The following is a 15,396-nucleotide window of genomic DNA, read 5'->3' on the forward strand; positions in this document are numbered from 1 at the left end:
GCGCGGCCATGGGAGTGGTGATGCGGGCCGGGCGCACCGGCGCGGGCGCACGCCACGGCTCGAGACCCGCCGAGCGGCGGCGCAGCGCCTCGGCCGCCGGGCCACCGGGCCGCCCTCAGCCAAGCCGCGGGTCACTGCCCCGGCCCGCGAGCCAAGCCGCGGCTCACCACCCCAACTCGCGGCCACCACCCGCGGCCCGCAAGCCAACCCGCGCCTCACCGCCCCGGCTCGCAGTCACCACCCGCAGCCCTGCCGCGCCTCACCACCCCGGCCCGCGGCCGCACTCCTCACCCGCGGCCCTCAAGCCGAGTCGCGGATCACCAGCTCCGGGTCGAAGATCACCGACTCCGCTCGCCGCCCCGGGTCGGTCATGCGGTCCAGCACCATCCGGGCCATGGCCGCGCCCATCTCCTCCACCGGCTGGCGGACCGTCGTCAGCCTCGGGCGGCAGCTCAGTGCCACGCGGCTGTCGTCGAAGCCGATCACCGCCACGTCCTCCGGGACCCGGCGGCCCGCTTCGCGCAGGATCGTCAGTGCGCCGTACGCCATCAGGTCGTTCGCCACGAACAGCCCGTCCAGCCCCGGCTCCTCCGCCAGCAGCCGCTCCATCGCCCGCTCGCCGCCGTGCTCGGTGAAGTCGCCCTCCGCCACCGCCACGTACGCGTGGCCGTGGCGGGCCATCGCGTCGCGGAAGCCGGCCAGCCGGTCTTGGCCCGCCGGGGTGCCCGCCGGGCCCGCGATCGTCGCCACCCGGTGGCACCCGCGCGCCACCAGCCGGTCTGCCGCCAGCCGGGCGCCGTCCTGGTGCGCCACGTCGACGTAGCACACCGGCGCCGGGCGGGCCGGGCGCGCGAACAACGCCGTCGGGACACCCGCGTCGGTCAGCATCCGCGGCAGCGGGTCCTCCGCCGGGTGCAGCGAGATCAGCAGCACGCCGCTCACCTGCTCCTGCCGCAGCTTCGGCACGAGCTTCTCGCGCTCTTCGTCGCTGTCGACGAGCATCAGCAGCGGGTGCAGGCCCCGCGGGCGCAGGTGCGCGACGACGCCTTCGACCACCCGCCCGAAGAAGGGGTCGCCGAACACTCCGCCGGTGAACGCTTCGATGTGCCGTTCCGGCTCCGACACCACCAGCGCCACGCCGCCCGTCCGGCGCGTGACCAGGGAACGGGCCGCCCGGTTCGGCACGTACCCGGTCGCGGCGATGGCCCGCTCGACCGTCTCGCGCAGCTTCGGATCGACGTTGCGCACACTGTTGACCACGCGGGACACCGTGGCCCGCGAGACGCCGGCGACCCGCGCGACGTCCTCCAGTGTCGGCGGCGCCGGGGGCGGATGCGTCGTCACCCGTCCTTTGTAGCACGCTGTGAGAGCGCTCTCCCAGCACCGGGCGATGACAAAAGTCATGCCAGGCCGCTGAGCGACGGCACTGCCGCGACAACCCCGCTCCCGGCGAGCATTTTCGCCATGGACACCACCACCCGAAGCGGCGCCTTCCGGCCCGTGCTGCTGCTCACCGGCGCCTACGCGGCGCTGTCCGTGCTCACGCTCGTCGTGATCATCCTGTTCCGGAACGACCCGGCGATGGTGACCGACGCGGTCTGGGTGCGGGCCACCCTGGTCGTCGCCAGCTCGCTGCTGACGTTCGCCTTCGCCCGCAGCGCGGCCCGCGGATCGCGGAAAGGCCTGCTGCGGCTGCGGATCGTCGCCGCGGTGATGCTCGTGGCGATCGTCGTGATCGTCGCCTTGCCCGGGTTGTTCCCGCTGTGGCTGCGGATCGAGCAGGCCGGCTGCGGGCTGCTGCTGCTCGCCGTCACCGTGCTGGTCAACGGCCGGCGGCCGCGGGCGCGGTAACGTGCCGGTGATGGACAGTCCGACGCCGGTCCCCGACGTGCAGCGCTGGGTGCGCGGCCGGCGGCGGATGGTGCTCGACGCGGGCATGCTCGTCTACCCGGCCCTGACCCTGGCCGAGGTGCTGCGGCAGCGGTCCGGGGCCGCCGCGGTGGCCGGGTGCGTGATCGTCGCCGCCTTCGCCGCCGGTTACCTCCTCGCGGCGCGGGCGGCGGCGCGGCGGGCCACGCGCCGGTTCTGGCTGCTCGTCGGCGGATGCGCCGTGTTGTCCGCCGCCGCGCTCCCCTTCGCCCACGCCGACGCGTTCTTCCTCGCCGCCGTCGTCCTGTCCCTGGCCGCCCCGCGGCTCCGCCGCCTCGCCATCCCGCTGGTCGCCGTCTCGGCGGCCGCCGCGGTGGTGCTGCCGTGGCCGCTCTGGGGCGACGAGCCCGGCTGGACGCAGGCGGTCGCGCTCCTGTTCACCGTGCTGATGATCTCCGCGTTCGCCGAGGCGTTCCGGGCCAACGCCGCGCTCGTCGAGGCCCGCACCGAGGTCGCGCGGCTCGCCTCCGAGGCCGAGCGCACCCGGATCGCGCGGGACCTGCACGACCTGCTCGGCCACTCGCTCACCGCGATCACCGTCAAGAGCAGCCTCGCCCAGCGGCTCGTGACCGCCGACGGCGCCCGCGCGGGCGAAGAGATGGCCGCCGTCGAGACCCTCGCCCGCCAGGCGCTGACGGACGTGCGCGCGGCGGTTTCGGGCTACCGCGAGGTGACGCTCGCGGGCGAGCTGGCCCGCGGCCGCGAGCTGCTGCGTGCCTGCGGGGTCGTCGCCGACCTGCCCACCGCGACCGACGTCGTCGGCCCGGACCACCAGGAGCTGTTCGGCTGGGTGGTGCGCGAAGGCCTGACGAACGTGGCCCGGCACGCCCGCGCGACCCGGTGTGCGGTCACTGTTTCCGCGTCCGCTGTGGAGGTGGTCGACGACGGCGTGGGCGGCTCGCCCGGCGAGGGATCCGGGCTGGCCGGGCTGCGCGAGCGCGTGAAAACCGCGGGCGGGCAGCTCCGGGCCGGGCCGGTGCGGCCCCGCGGCTGGCGGTTGCGGGTGACGGTATGACCATCCGCCTGCTGCTCGCCGACGACCAGGAACTGGTCCGTCAGGCGTTGTGCGCGCTGCTCGCGCTCGAGGACGACTTCGAGGTGGTCGCGTCGGTCGGCCGGGGCGACGAGGTCGCCGCCGCCGCGCGCGAGCACCGGCCCGACGTCGCGCTGCTGGACATCGAAATGCCGGGCCTCGACGGGCTGGCGGCCGCGGCCGTGCTCGCCGCGCAGGTGCCGGACTGCCGCGTCGTCATGCTCACGACGTTCGGCCGCGCCGGGTACCTGCGCCGCGCGATGGAGGCGGGCGCGGCCGGGTTCGTGGTCAAGGACGCGCCCGCCGACGTGCTCGCCGACGCGATCCGCCGGGTGCGGGCCGGCGAGCGGGTGGTGGACCCGGCATTGGCGGTCGCCACGCTCGCCGCGGGCGAGTCGCCGCTGACCGCGCGGGAGCGGGACGTGCTCATCACGGCCCGCACCGGGGCCACCGTGGCCGAAATCGCGGCGCGGCTGTACCTGTCCGAAGGCACTGTGCGCAACTACGTCTCCGCGGCGATCACCAAGACGGGAGCGCGCAACCGCGTCGAAGCGGTGCGGATCGCGGACGAGCGCGGCTGGCTCTGATTGGCCCGGCCCGCCGCGTCCGGATTGGATCTTCTGCCGGGCCGGTGCCGTCTCTAGCGTGGGCCGCGTGAAAACCGTTGACCTGTGGTTCGACCCGGTGTGCCCGTGGGCCTGGATCGCCTCGCGCTGGCTGCTGGAGGTGGAAGGAGTCCGGGACGTCCGGACGAGGTTCCACGTCTTCAGCCTGTCCCTGCACAACGAGGGCCGTGAAGTGGACGACTGGTACCGCGGCTGGCTCGACGAGCGGTGGGGACCCGCCCGCGTCGCGCTGGCCGCCGAGCGCGCGCACGGCAACGAGGTCCTGCGTGACTTCTACACCGCGCTCGGCACGCGCCTGCACCGCGACAAGGCACCGGTGGACCGCGAGACGATCGTCGCCGCGCTCGGCGAGGCGGGCCTGCCGGCGTCGCTGGCGGACGCGGCCGGGTCGGCGGACCTCGACGACGACCTCCGTGCGGGCAACCGCGCCGCGCTCGACCCGATCGGCGAGGACCTCGGCGTTCCGGCGATCCACGTCGACGGCACCGCGTTCTTCGGCCCGGTGGTCAGCCCGGTTCCGCGCGGGGAGGCAGCCGGACGGCTGTGGGACGGCGTGCTGCTGGTGACCGGCACCGAAGGCTTCGCCGAGCTGAAGCGCGGCCGCGGCCGCCCGGTCACGACCTGAGCACGGCGAGGCGGGCTTCGGCCGCGTCCCAATCGTCGTCGGGGGAAGGGTCGTAGCGGCGGATCTCCTGGGTTCGCCGGACCAGGGCTCGCATCGACGCCAGGTCCGGCAGGTTCTCGCCCAGTGCCCGGGCCTGGACCAGGACGTTGCCCAGTGCCGCCGCCTCGACCGGGCCCGCCAGCACCGGGACTCCGCACGCGTCCGCCGTCAACTGGCACAGCAGCTCGTTGCGGGCGCCGCCGCCGACGATGTGGACGACGTCCACCCGCCGGCCCGTCACCCGGGCCGCGTCCCGGATCGCGCGGCGGTGGGCCAGCGCCAGGCTGTCCAGCACGCACCGGACCACCGCCGGCCGGTCCGCGGGCGGCCGCTGCCCGCTCGCCCGGCAGGCGGCGGCGATCCGCGCGGGCATGTCGCCCGGCGGCAGGAACTCCGGCGCGTCGATGTCCACCACGGCCGCCAGTCCCGGCGCCGCGGCCGCGGCCTTGAGCAGGCCGGGCAGGTCCGAGGTGTCCCAGCCGCGCAGCGTCTCGGACAGCACCCACAGGCCCATCACGTTCCGCAGGAACCGGATCGTGCCGTCGACACCGCCTTCGTTGGTGAAGTTCGCGGCCAGTGCCGCGTCGCTCAGCTCCGGCGCGTCCAGCTCCAGCCCGGCCAGCGACCACGTGCCCGAGGAGATGTAGGCGAAGTTCGTGCCGGGTTCGGCGGGCACGGCCACCACCGCGGACGCCGTGTCGTGCGAACCCACCGCGATCACGGGCAGTCCGGCCAGCTCCGGCGCCGTTCCGACCACCGTGCCGGGGTCGCGCAGCGGCGGCAGCAGCCGGGACGGGATCCCGACCCGCGCGGCGAGCGAGGTCGCCCAGGTCCGGGCACGCACGTCGTAGAGCTGCGTGGTCGACGCGTTGGTCCGCTCGGCGCCGATCTCCCCGGTGAGCCAGTAGTTCAGCAGGTCCGGGACCAGCAGCAGGGTCGCCGCCGCGTCGAGCCGGTCGCCTTCGGCCACCAGCTGGTACAGCGTGTTGAACGGCAGCTGCTGCAACCCCGTGACGTCGTAGAGTTCGCGCGGCGACACGGTGGCGGCGACGTTCTCCGGGATTCCGTCGGTGCGCGTGTCCCGGTAGTGCACGGGATTGCCCAGCAGCGCGCCGCGGGAGTCCAGCAGCCCGTAGTCGACGGCCCAGGAGTCGATGCCGGCCCCGTCGAGGTCGCCCGCCTCGCGCAGGCCGGCGAGGGTTTCGCGGTAGAGGCCCAGGATGTCCCAGTACAACGCCGGCCCGGCGCGGACGCCGCCGTTCGGGAAGCGCCGCACCTCCGCCAGCCGCAGCAGATCCGGCCCGGCCGTCCCCGCCATCACCCGCCCGCTGGACGCGCCGAGGTCGACCGCCGCCACCCGCTTCACGGGTTCACCACGGTCAGCTCCAGGCCGAGCAGGTCCGCGACGGCCGCGAGCTCGCCGGCGCGGTGGCCGGTGCCGAGCGCCCAGTGGTGCGCGATGCCGCTGGCCGACCAGGCGTCGGTCCAGTCCCCCGGGCCGCAGCCGAAGTCGACGCGCGAGGTCGTGTTGCCGATGCGCAGCAGCGGCCCCGGCACGACCGTGCCTTCCGACGCGATGAGCGTGAACGTCCCGTCGCGCCGCTGCCCGAGCCCGCAGAGCGTCACCGGCCCGTGCTTGACGTCGAACTCCACCGACACGCCCCAGCCGCGCTTGCCGTGGTAGACGCCGAGGCCGCGCAGCAGCGGCTTGCGGGCGCTGATGCCGAGGTGCGCCGGGCCGTCGTGGCCCATCTCGACGACGTTGTCGCGGAAGTTCAGCGCCTGCAGCTCGGTGAACGAGCCGCCCGCGCCGAGCCGGTCCATGACCAGCATGGCCAGCGACGTCCGCAGCTCGTACTCGCCGACGGCCGGGATGCCGCGGGCGGTGAGCAGGGACGCGCCGAGGATGAACCCGGCGCCGACCCGTTCGTGCGTCTCGCCGTCGAGGCCGCGGTGGTAGTAGGCCAGGGAGTCGAGCGAGAAGTCCTCGACGAGCCGGTCCAGGGCGACGGAAACCCGGGCGCCCCAGGCGAAGTCTTCGTCCACGACCGACTCGTCCACAGTGAACACTTCGCGGGCCAGCTCGACCCGGTCCTGCGTTTCGGCGTCGGTGACCTGCTCCACGCGCACCCGCAAGTCGTCGATCTCCAGGATCTCGACGTGCCCGCCGAGCTGGCCGGACACCAGTGTCGGGTCGGTCGAGACGTCCATCATGCCCGGGTAGAGGTGCCCGAGCAGGCCGTGGCGGCCGTGCCGCAGCGCCGCCCGGACACCGGCGGCCTTGATCCAGCGCTCGATCCGCGTCCAGGCCCGGGCATCCTCGAGGTACCCGGACACGGACCGGAACTCGACGCCGAGGCGGCGGAACGCGTTGGCCAGCTCCGGCAGCGGGCACGCGCCGCAGTAGGCCAGCCACGCGCCCGTGTCGAACGTTTCGTGGTCCATCGCCTCGGTCGGCTGCAGGTTCAGCAGCAGCACCGGGGCGCCCGAGCGCTGCGCGACCGGGGCCAGCATGCTCGAGGTCAGGTACGTCGTGAGGAAGCCGACGATCAGGTCGCACCCGGCGACGCGCAGCTTCTCGGCCGCGGCCGCTCCTTCGACGGCGTCCGAGACGAACCCGGCGTCGACGACTTCGCAGTCCATTTCGGACAGCCGGGCCGCCACTCGCCGGGCCGAGGACCGCAGCTGCGGCAGCAGATCCGGGAACTGCGGCCAGTACGCGCCGAGGCCGCCGGAGACGAGGCCGACGCGGGTCCGGGGCGGGGTGATGCGGTCGAGCGTCATGGGTCCTCCTAGCGCAGGAACGCGGCGGCGACCCCGGCGTCCACCGGCACGTGCAGCCCGGTGGTGTGGGTGAGGTCGCCGCCGGTGAGGGCGAACACCGCGGCCGCGACGTGCTCGGGCAGCACTTCGCGCTTGAGGATGGTCCGCTGGGCGTAGAACTCGCCGAGCTTCTCCTCGGGCACGCCGTAGACCGCGGCCCGCTGGGCGCCCCAGCCGCCGGCGAAGATGCCGGAGCCCTGGACGACGCCGTCGGGGTTGACGCCGTTGACCCGGATGCCGTGCCCGCCCAGCTCGGCCGCCAGCAGCCGGACCTGGTGGGCCTGGTCGGCCTTGGCGGCGCCGTAGGCGACGTTGTTCGGGCCCGCGAACACCGAGTTCTTCGAGGAGATGTAGACGATGTCGCCGCCGATGCCCTGGTCGATCATCGCCTTGGCCCCGGCCCGCGCGACCAGGAACGAGCCCTTGGCCATCACGTCGTGCTGCAGGTCCCAGTCGCGCTCGGTGGTTTCCAGCAGCGGCTTCGAGATCGACAGCCCGGCGTTGTTGACCACCAGGTCGATGCCGCCGAAGGCGAGCACGGTGGCGTCGATCGCGGCCTGGACCGCCCCGGCGTCGGTGACGTCGGCGGTCACGGCGATGCCGCCGGTCTCGGCGGCGGCCTCGGCGGCCGCGTCGCCGTTGAGGTCGGCGATCGCGACGCAGGCGCCTTCGGCGGCGAGCCGCCGGGCGATGGCCCTGCCGATGCCCGACCCGGCGCCGGTGACCAGCGCGATCCGCCCGGCGAGGGGCTTGGGCTTCGGCATGCGTCGCAGCTTCGCCTCTTCGAGCGCCCAGTACTCGATCCGGAACTTCTCGCTCTCCGGAATCGGCGCGTAGGCCGAGACGGCTTCGGCGCCGCGCATGACGTTGATCGCGTTGACGTAGAACTCCCCCGCCACCCGCGCGGTCTGCTCGTCCTTGCCGAACGAGAACATCCCGACCCCGGGGACCAGCACGATGGCCGGGTCGGCGCCGCGCATCGGCGGCGAGTCCGGGGTCGCATAGCGCTCGTAGTAGGCGCGGTATTCGGCGCGGTATTCGGCGTGCAGCTCCTTCAGCCGCGTGACGACCTCGTCGAGCGGCGTGCCCGCCGGGAGGTCCACGACGAGCGGCCGGACCTTGGTGCGCAGGAAGTGGTCCGGGCACGACGTCCCGAGCGCGGCCAGCGGCCGCAGTTTCTCGCGGGCGAGGAACTCCAGCACGACTTCGCTGTCGGTGTAGTGCCCGACGACCCGCTGGTCGGTCGACGCCAGCCCGCGGATCACCGGCGCCAGGGCCGCCGCCCTGGCGTGCCGCTCGGCTTCCGGCAGTGCCTCGAACCCGGGGACGACCGGGCCGAACGGCTCGGGAGCGCCCCGGGACGACAGGAACTCTTCGGCCGTGCGGATGATGTCGAGGGAGTTCCGCCGGCACTCCTCGGAGGTCGCGCCCCACGCCGTGATGCCGTGCCCGCCGAGGATGACGCCGATGGCCTGCGGGTTCGCCGCCTTGACCGCGGCGATGTCGAGGCCGAGCTGGAACCCGGGCCGCCGCCAGTCCACCCAGGCGACCCGGTCGCCGAAGCACTCCTTCGTCAACGCGGGACCGTCGGCCGCGGTGGCGAGGGCGATGCCGGAGTCGGGGTGCAGGTGGTCGACGTGGGCCGCCTCGACCAGGCCGTGCATCGCGGTGTCGATGGAGGGCGCGGCTCCGCCGCGGCCGTGCAGGCAGTAGTCGAACGCGGCGACCATCTCGTCCTCGCCGTCGACACCGGGGTAGCCGTCGACCAGCGCGCGCAGCCGGTCCAGGCGCAGGACCGCGAGCCCGCCCTCGGTCAGCGTGCCCAGGTCGCCGCCCGAGCCCTTGACCCACAGCACCTCCGTGGGCGCGCCGGTCACCGGGTCGGTCACCGGGCCCTTGGCGGAGGTGTTGCCGCCGGCGTAGTTGGTGTTGCGCGGGTCGGCCCCGAGCGCGTTGCTGCGCGCGATGAGCTCCTCGGGCACGGTCATGCTCACGCTCCCCATCCGGCCTGCTGCCCGTCGGCGCGCTCGGCCACGATCTTCTCCTGGTAGCCGCTGCGGTGGTAGGCGGCGACGGGGTCCGGGTCGAGCCCGGCGTCCGCCCGCACCTCGGCCAGCAGCGGCCGGACGTCGGTGTTGTAGGCGTCCATCAGCACGGCGTTCGCGCCGAGCACGTCACCGGACTGCTGGGCCGCGCGCAACGCGTCCCGGTCGACGAGCAGCGCCTTGGCCGTCGCCTCCTGCACGTTCATCACCGACCGGATGATGGCCGGGATCTTCGCCTCGATGTTGTGGCACTGGTCGAGCATGAACGCGATCCCGTAGGCCGGGTCCAGCGCGTCGCCGCGGACGATCTCGTACATGATCCGGAACAGCTGGAACGGGTCCGCCGCCCCGACCATCAGGTCGTCGTCGGCGTAGAAGCGGGAGTTGAAGTCGAACGCGCCGAGCTTCCCGGCCCGCAGCAGGAACGCCACGATGAACTCGATGTTCGTCCCGGGGGCGTGGTGGCCGGTGTCGATGCACACGGCCGCCTTCTCCCCCAGCTCCACGCAGTGCGCGTAGGACGTGCCCCAGTCCGGGACGTCGGTCGCGTAGAACGCGGGCTCGAACAGCTTGTACTCCAGCAGCATCCGCTGGTGGTCGCCGAGCCGCTCGTACGTCTCGCGAAGCGCCGCCGCCAGCCGGTCCTGCCGGTCCCGGATGTCGTCCTGGCCCGGGTAGTTGATGCCGTCGGAAAACCACAGCTTCAGGTCACGGGAACCCGTCGCGTCCATGATGTCGATGGCCTCGAGGAGGTGGTCGGTCGCCTTGCGGCGGATGCCCGGGTCGGGGTTGGTCACCGAGCCGAGCTTGTAGTCCTCGTCCTGGAACACGTTCGTGTTGATCGCGCCGATCTCGATGCCCTGCTCCCGCGCGTACGCCGTCAGGGCACCGTAGTCGTCGACCTTGTCCCACGGGATGTGCAGCGCCACGCTCGGCGCGGCACCGGTGAACCGGTGCACGGTCGCGGCGTCGGCGATCTTCTCCTCCGGCGTCCGCGGGACACCGGGTTGCGGGAACACCTTGAAGCGCGTGCCCGAGTTCGCGTAGGCCCACGACGGCGTTTCGATCCGCTGGGCCCGCAGAGCCGCTTTCACGTCCACGGCGATCACTGTCCTTCCGCGACAGGGGTGGGGTCGAGGTGGAAGACCTCGTCCAGGAGCCGGAAGCCTTCGTCGGGCGGGCCGCCGTCGAGGCCGGTGAAGAACTCCGCCATCTCCGCCTGCCAGCGGGCGTTGACGTCGGTCTTCGCCATCGCGGCCTGTGCGGCGGCCAGGTCGTCGGCCTCGACGTACCCGATCAGCAGGCCGTCTTCGCGCAGGAAGAGCGAGTAGTTGCGCCAGCCCGTGTCGTGCAGGGCCTGCCGCATCTCCGGCCACACGGCGCGGTGGCGCGCGGCGTACTCGGCCGCCCGCTCGGGTTTCACCTGCAGGCAGAAGCAGTATCGGGGCACAGTCCGTCCTTGGTGGAGCCCGGCCGGGCCGCCCGTCGCAACCCGGCCGGGTGTCTCAGAAGTTGAACTTGTCGATGTTGTTCGCGTCGAACGTCGTCGGCGGGCCGAGCACGATCTCGCCGTTTTCGCCGATCGTGTAGTCGCCGAGCTTGCCCGCCTTGAACTTCTCGCCCTGCTTGCCGGTGATCTGGCCCGACTTGAGCGCGACGCCCGCGTACGCGGCGAGGTAGCCGATGTCGGCCGGGTTCCACAGCGCGAACTGCTTGACCGTGCCGTCCTTGACGAAGGCGCGCATCTGGTTCGGCGTGCCGAGGCCGGTCACCGCGACCTTGCCCTTGTAGCTCGACGAGCTGACGTACCGCGCGGCGGCCGCGATGCCGACCGTGGTCGGCGCGACGATCACCTTGAGGTTCGGGAACGACTGCAGCAGGCCCTGGGCCTCCTGGAACGACTTCTGGTCGTCGTCGTTGCCGTAGGCGATCTTGTCCAGCTTGAGGCCCGCGTACTCGGGCGTGGCCAGTTCCTTCTTCAGCACGTCGATCCAGGCGTTCTGGTTGGTCGCGTTCGGCGTCGCGGACAGCACGGCGATCTCGCCCGATCCGCCGGAGAGCTCCTTGGCCTGCTTGGCCAGCTGCTCGCCGATGCCCTGGGTGGTGGCCTGGTTGACGAAGACGTCGCGGCAGTCCTTGGCCGCGTCGGAGTCGAAGGCGACGACCTTGATGCCGGCGCTGCGGGCCTGGTTGAGCGACGGGCACACGGCGTTCGGGTCGTTCGCGGCGATGCCGATGACGTCCTGCTGCTGCTGGATCAGCGTGTTGATGTAGCTGACCTGCGAGGACGCGCTGGCGTCGTTCGGCCCGACGAGCTTGTACTCGCCCTTCAGCTCGCCCAGGGCCTCCTTGCCGCCGCTGACCTCGATGTCGCTGTAGGGGTTGTTGAGCTGCTTGGGCAGGAAGGCCATCTTGACGCCTTCCTTGGCCGCGGCGTTCGGGTTCGCCGTGGCGGTGGACTGCTGGGCGCCGGAGCCGCCGCTGTCGTTCTTGGTCGTGCCGCCGCAGGCGGCCAGGACGAGCACCAGCCCGGCCGACACTGCGCCGGTGAGGAACCGTCGGGACATCTTCGTCACCTTTCCGGAGTTACGGCTTGCCGACGGCGACGCACTGCCGTGCGGGCCGAAGTCACGATGTTGGGCAGCAGGACCGACACGATGAGCAGCACGCCGGTCACGATGTTGAGCGCTTCGTTGGACACGTCCTGCAGGCGCAGCGCGTTCTGCAGGGTCGCCAGCAGGACCACCCCGGCGAGCACGCCGGGCAGGGTGCCCTTGCCGCCGAAGATGGACACGCCGCCGAGCAGCACGGCGGCCACGACGGCGAGTTCGAGGCCGAAGCCGTTGTCGGCGCGGGCGCTGGAGTAGCGCAGCGTCCACAGGACGCCGGCGATCCCGGCGACCGCGCCGCTCACGACGTACAGCCAGAACTTGAGCCGCCCGGTGCGGATGCCGGCGAACCGGGCCGCCTGCTCGCCCGCGCCCGCCGCGAACACGCCGCGGCCGATCGGGGTCGCGTGCAGCACGACGCCGAAGATCAGCGCCACCACGGCCAGCGGGACGAGGACGTTCGGGATCGGGCCGTCGCCGATCGTCCCGGTGACCCAGCCGGTGTAGGCGCGCGGGAAGTCGGCCACGGCGCCGTCGCCGAGGACCACGAACGCCAGCCCGCGGTACAGGGCCAGGGTGCCGATCGTGACGGCGAGCGAAGGCAGCTTCAGCACGGTGACGAAGAAGCCGTTGAGGGCGCCGAGGACCGCGCCGAGCACGACGCAGAGCGGGATGATCGTCTCGATCGGCAGCCCCGCGTCCCACAGCGAGCCCATCACCGCCGACGTCAGTCCCAGCGTGCTCGCCACCGAAAGGTCGATCTCGCCGGTGACGATGATGAACGTCATCGGCAGCGCGACCAGCGCGATCGGGAGCAGGTCGAGCAGCAGGAACGTGAAGTTGCGGCTGGTGCCGAAGTTCTCGACCGCGCCGGAGGCGACGATCAGGACCACGACCGTGACGAGGACGACGGCGGCGTCCCAGCTGAGCAGCCGGCCGAGCCGGTGGCCTCGGTCAGACATGGGAATCCCTCTTCTGTGACACTGAGCGCCTTGACAGTGTTTTCTGGACCCGGACCGCGACGAGCCGGTCGGCGCCGATCGCGAGGAGGATCAGCGCGCCGACGATCGCCTGCTGCCAGAACTGGTTGATGTCGAGCACCGCGAGGGCGCTGCCGATGACGGTCAGCAGCAGCGCGCCGAGGCCCGCGCCCCAGGCCGAGCCGCTGCCGCCGAACACCGCGACCCCGCCGACGACGGCCGCGGCGACGACATTCAGCTCGTAGCCGGTGCCGGCGGCCGCGTCGACCGTGCCGAACCGGGCCGCGAACAGGACCCCGGCGAGACCGGCGAGCGCGCCGCTGACCAGGAACGCGGCGGTCGTGTTGCGGCCGACCTTGATGCCGGCCAGCTGCGCGGCCTGCGGGCTCGACCCCATCGCGTAGAGCTCGCGGCCGGCCGGGTAGCTGCGCAGCACGATCCCGGCGAGGACCAGGACGAGCAGCGCGATCAGCACGAGCCACGGGACGCCGAGCACCGACGCCGTGCCGAAGTCCAGGAAGGACGCGGGCAGCTTGTCGGCGTTGATCTGCCGCCCGCCCGCCCAGAAGTAGCTGACGCCGCGGTAGGCGTAGAGCGTGCCGAGCGTGACGACCAGCGCGGGCACCTGCCCGAACCGGACGAGCGCGCCGTTGACCAGGCCGCACACCGCGCCGGCACCGAGCCCGGCGAGCACGGCGACGATCACCGGCAGGCCCGGGTGGTCCTTCATCAGCGTCCCGGCGGCGAAGGCGGCGAGGCCGAGCACCGAGCCGACCGACAGGTCGATGTTGCGGGTGATCATCACGATCGCCTGCCCGACGGCGAGCACGGCCAGGATCGCCGTGCCGAGCAGGATGTCCCGGATGCTCTGCCAGGACAGGAACCGGGAGTTCTGCGTCGCGGTGAACGCGACCAGCACGATCAGCGCGAGGACGATGCCGGATTCGCGCGCCTTGAACACGTTCGCGGTCCACGACCGTCGCGTGTGGACGGCGGGCTGCCCGGTCACGGGGGCCTCCTCGGTCACGGTCATGCGGCGGCTCCCTGCCCCATCGCGGCGAACATCACGGCGTCCTCGGTCGCCTCGGCGCGCGGCAGCTCGGCGACCAGCCGTCCCTCGCGCATGACGAGCACGCGGTCGGCCATGCCGAGCACCTCCGGCAGCTCCGAGGACACCATGACGATCGCGACGCCTTCGGCGGCCAGCGCCGACATCAGCCGGTGCACCTCGGCCTTCGTGCCGACGTCGATGCCGCGCGTCGGCTCGTCGACGATCAGCACCTTCGGCGCCATCGCGAGCCACTTGGCCAGCACGACCTTCTGCTGGTTGCCGCCCGACAGCGTGCCGACGGGGTCGCCGAGACGGCGGTACCTGGTGCGCAGGCGCTCGGTCCAGCGCCGGGCCTCCTGCCGTTCGCTCGCGCCGGTGAGCAAGCCGAGCTTCGCCAGCGCCCTCGACCGCGGCAGCGTGACGTTCCGTTCGATGGACAGGTCCATGATCAGGCCCTGCTGGCGCCGGTCCTCGGGGACGAGCGCCATGCCGGCGGCCATCGCGGCCCGCGACGAGTGCGGCTTGAGCTTCCTGCCGCCGACCTTCACGACCCCGGCGTCCCGCGCGTCGACGCCGAAAACGGCCTGCACGACTTCCGAACGGCCGGAACCGACCAGCCCGGCGAACGCGACGATCTCGCCCGCCCGCACCGAGAAGGAGATGTCGCGGAAGACGCCTTCCCGCGTCAGGCCGTCGACTTCTAGCACGACCGCGCCCGGTTCGACGTCCTGCTTGGGGAACAGCGCGTCGAGGTCGCGGCCGACCATGCGCTTGACCATGTCGTCGACCGTCACGTCGGAGAGCGGGTCGGTGGAGACGTGCCGTCCGTCGCGCATGATGGTCACGCGCTGGCACAGCGCGGTGATCTCCTCGAACCGGTGCGAGATGAACATGATCGCCGCGCCTTCGTCGCGCAGCGCCCTGGCGACGCTGAACAGCCGCTCGACCTCCACCTGGCTCAGTGCGGCGGTCGGTTCGTCCATCACCAGCACGCGGGCGTCGGCGCTGAGCGCCTTGGCGATCTCGACGATCTGCTGGTCGGCGATCGACAGGCCGCGTGCCGGGCGCGCCGGGTCGATGCGGACGCCGAGCCGGGCGAAGAGCCGTCCGGCCTCGGCCCGGATCGCCGCCCGGTCGATCCGGCCGAGGCTCCGGCGCGGGTGGCGGCCCATCACGATGTTCTCCGCGACGCTCAGGTCGGGGAACAGCGTGGGTTCCTGGTAGATCACCGCGATGCCCGCGGCCTTGGCGTCGGCCGGGGAGCCGAACTCGACCGGTTCGCCCGCCAGCAGCAGCGTGCCGTCGTCGGGCCGGTGCACGCCCGCCAGCATCTTGACGATCGTGGACTTGCCGGCGCCGTTCTCGCCGACGAGCGCATGGGCTTCACCGCCGTGCAGCGCGAAGCTGACGCCGTCGACGGCCGCGACCGCGCCGAACGACTTCGTCACGCCGCGCACCTCCAGCAGAGGGGCCCGGCCCGGGTCCTGCCGCCTCATCGCGACCTCCGGATTGAAAGGTTTCACAAACGTGGTGCGGCGACGCTACTATGCGGTCGGAGAGCAAGTCAATGAATCCGCCGAAGCGTGGCCAAACGTCGTCCTGGCCGCGCGGTGCGCGGTGATGTTACGTTTCAAAG

At 72.8% G+C, this 15,396-nt stretch carries 14 protein-coding genes; 4 read left to right on the forward strand and 10 right to left on the reverse strand.

Annotated features, from left to right (window positions below):
* Positions 1–300 precede the first annotated feature (300 nt).
* Complete coding sequence (locus BT341_RS27480; protein ID WP_072479028.1) at positions 301–1,344, reverse strand: LacI family DNA-binding transcriptional regulator; 1,044 nt, start codon at positions 1,342–1,344, stop codon at positions 301–303.
* Positions 1,345–1,464: 120 nt separating this feature from the next.
* Between BT341_RS27480 and BT341_RS27485 the strand changes: the two genes are divergently transcribed.
* The 4 genes from BT341_RS27485 to BT341_RS27500 all read left to right on the forward strand — a co-directional run bounded on the left by BT341_RS27485 (position 1,465) and on the right by BT341_RS27500 (position 4,213).
* Positions 1,465–1,851, forward strand: coding sequence for a hypothetical protein (locus BT341_RS27485; protein ID WP_072479029.1), 387 nt, complete (start codon positions 1,465–1,467; stop codon positions 1,849–1,851).
* 10 nt (positions 1,852–1,861) lie between these two features.
* On the forward strand, positions 1,862–2,944 hold the full coding sequence (locus BT341_RS27490; RefSeq protein WP_143168656.1) for a sensor histidine kinase: 1,083 nt from the start codon (positions 1,862–1,864) through the stop codon (positions 2,942–2,944).
* Entirely contained in the window at positions 2,941–3,549 is a 609-nt protein-coding gene (locus tag BT341_RS27495) for a response regulator transcription factor (RefSeq protein ID WP_072479030.1), read from the forward strand. Before BT341_RS27490 ends, BT341_RS27495 begins: the two co-directional genes overlap by 4 nt.
* Before the next feature lie 67 nt (positions 3,550–3,616).
* Complete coding sequence (locus BT341_RS27500) at positions 3,617–4,213, forward strand: mycothiol-dependent nitroreductase Rv2466c family protein (protein WP_177328905.1); 597 nt, start codon at positions 3,617–3,619, stop codon at positions 4,211–4,213.
* Here BT341_RS27500 and BT341_RS27505 read toward each other — a convergent pair.
* From BT341_RS27505 to BT341_RS27545, 9 genes are read right to left on the reverse strand one after another with little or no spacing between them, the layout of a single operon-like run.
* Positions 4,203–5,609 (reverse strand): rhamnulokinase, encoded by a 1,407-nt coding sequence (locus tag BT341_RS27505; protein WP_072482207.1) that lies wholly within the window; start codon positions 5,607–5,609, stop codon positions 4,203–4,205. The two genes, BT341_RS27500 and BT341_RS27505, sit on opposite strands and share 11 nt — an antisense overlap.
* 5 nt (positions 5,610–5,614) lie before the next feature.
* Positions 5,615–7,036 carry an L-fucose/L-arabinose isomerase family protein gene (locus BT341_RS27510; protein ID WP_072479032.1) on the reverse strand — a complete coding sequence of 474 codons (1,422 nt, stop codon included), beginning with the start codon at positions 7,034–7,036 and terminating at the stop codon, positions 5,615–5,617.
* 8 nt (positions 7,037–7,044) lie between these two features.
* Positions 7,045–9,063 (reverse strand): bifunctional rhamnulose-1-phosphate aldolase/short-chain dehydrogenase, encoded by a 2,019-nt coding sequence (locus tag BT341_RS27515; RefSeq protein WP_072479033.1) that lies wholly within the window; start codon positions 9,061–9,063, stop codon positions 7,045–7,047.
* A 2-nt stretch (positions 9,064–9,065) separates the two neighbouring features.
* Positions 9,066–10,229 carry an L-rhamnose isomerase gene (gene rhaI, locus BT341_RS27520; RefSeq protein WP_072479034.1) on the reverse strand — a complete coding sequence of 388 codons (1,164 nt, stop codon included), beginning with the start codon at positions 10,227–10,229 and terminating at the stop codon, positions 9,066–9,068.
* The gene (locus BT341_RS27525; RefSeq protein ID WP_072479035.1) at positions 10,226–10,570 is read right to left on the reverse strand and encodes an L-rhamnose mutarotase; all 345 of its coding nucleotides are present in this window, start codon (positions 10,568–10,570) and stop codon (positions 10,226–10,228) included. Before BT341_RS27525 ends, rhaI begins: the two co-directional genes overlap by 4 nt.
* Before the next feature lie 55 nt (positions 10,571–10,625).
* Positions 10,626–11,687 carry a rhamnose ABC transporter substrate-binding protein gene (gene rhaS / locus BT341_RS27530; protein ID WP_072482208.1) on the reverse strand — a complete coding sequence of 354 codons (1,062 nt, stop codon included), beginning with the start codon at positions 11,685–11,687 and terminating at the stop codon, positions 10,626–10,628.
* 5 nt (positions 11,688–11,692) lie between these two features.
* Positions 11,693–12,691, reverse strand: a complete 999-nt coding sequence (locus BT341_RS27535; protein WP_072479036.1) for an ABC transporter permease — start codon at positions 12,689–12,691, stop codon at positions 11,693–11,695.
* Complete coding sequence (locus BT341_RS27540; RefSeq protein WP_072479037.1) at positions 12,684–13,742, reverse strand: ABC transporter permease; 1,059 nt, start codon at positions 13,740–13,742, stop codon at positions 12,684–12,686. The genes BT341_RS27535 and BT341_RS27540 overlap by 8 nt, the downstream gene beginning before the upstream one ends.
* Positions 13,739–15,256 carry a sugar ABC transporter ATP-binding protein gene (locus BT341_RS27545; RefSeq protein ID WP_072479038.1) on the reverse strand — a complete coding sequence of 506 codons (1,518 nt, stop codon included), beginning with the start codon at positions 15,254–15,256 and terminating at the stop codon, positions 13,739–13,741. Before BT341_RS27545 ends, BT341_RS27540 begins: the two co-directional genes overlap by 4 nt.
* Between the last annotated feature and the right edge of the window lie 140 nt (positions 15,257–15,396).

The organism is Amycolatopsis australiensis, from assembly GCF_900119165.1.
GTDB classification, from domain to species: domain Bacteria; phylum Actinomycetota; class Actinomycetes; order Mycobacteriales; family Pseudonocardiaceae; genus Amycolatopsis; species Amycolatopsis australiensis.

What these genes read in the sequence shown, in the direction of transcription:
- BT341_RS27535 (WP_072479036.1), bottom strand. Translation starts at nt 12,691, where the DNA reads ATGTCTGACCGAGGCCACCGGCTCGGCCGGCTGCTCAGCTGGGACGCC.
- BT341_RS27545 (WP_072479038.1), bottom strand. Translation starts at nt 15,256, where the DNA reads ATGAGGCGGCAGGACCCGGGCCGGGCCCCTCTGCTGGAGGTGCGCGGC.
- BT341_RS27485 (WP_072479029.1), top strand. Translation starts at nt 1,465, where the DNA reads ATGGACACCACCACCCGAAGCGGCGCCTTCCGGCCCGTGCTGCTGCTC.
- BT341_RS27510 (WP_072479032.1), bottom strand. Translation starts at nt 7,036, where the DNA reads ATGACGCTCGACCGCATCACCCCGCCCCGGACCCGCGTCGGCCTCGTC.
- BT341_RS27515 (WP_072479033.1), bottom strand. Translation starts at nt 9,063, where the DNA reads ATGACCGTGCCCGAGGAGCTCATCGCGCGCAGCAACGCGCTCGGGGCC.
- BT341_RS27490 (WP_143168656.1), top strand. Translation starts at nt 1,862, where the DNA reads ATGGACAGTCCGACGCCGGTCCCCGACGTGCAGCGCTGGGTGCGCGGC.
- rhaS (WP_072482208.1), bottom strand. Translation starts at nt 11,687, where the DNA reads ATGTCCCGACGGTTCCTCACCGGCGCAGTGTCGGCCGGGCTGGTGCTC.
- BT341_RS27495 (WP_072479030.1), top strand. Translation starts at nt 2,941, where the DNA reads ATGACCATCCGCCTGCTGCTCGCCGACGACCAGGAACTGGTCCGTCAG.
- BT341_RS27540 (WP_072479037.1), bottom strand. Translation starts at nt 13,742, where the DNA reads ATGACCGTGACCGAGGAGGCCCCCGTGACCGGGCAGCCCGCCGTCCAC.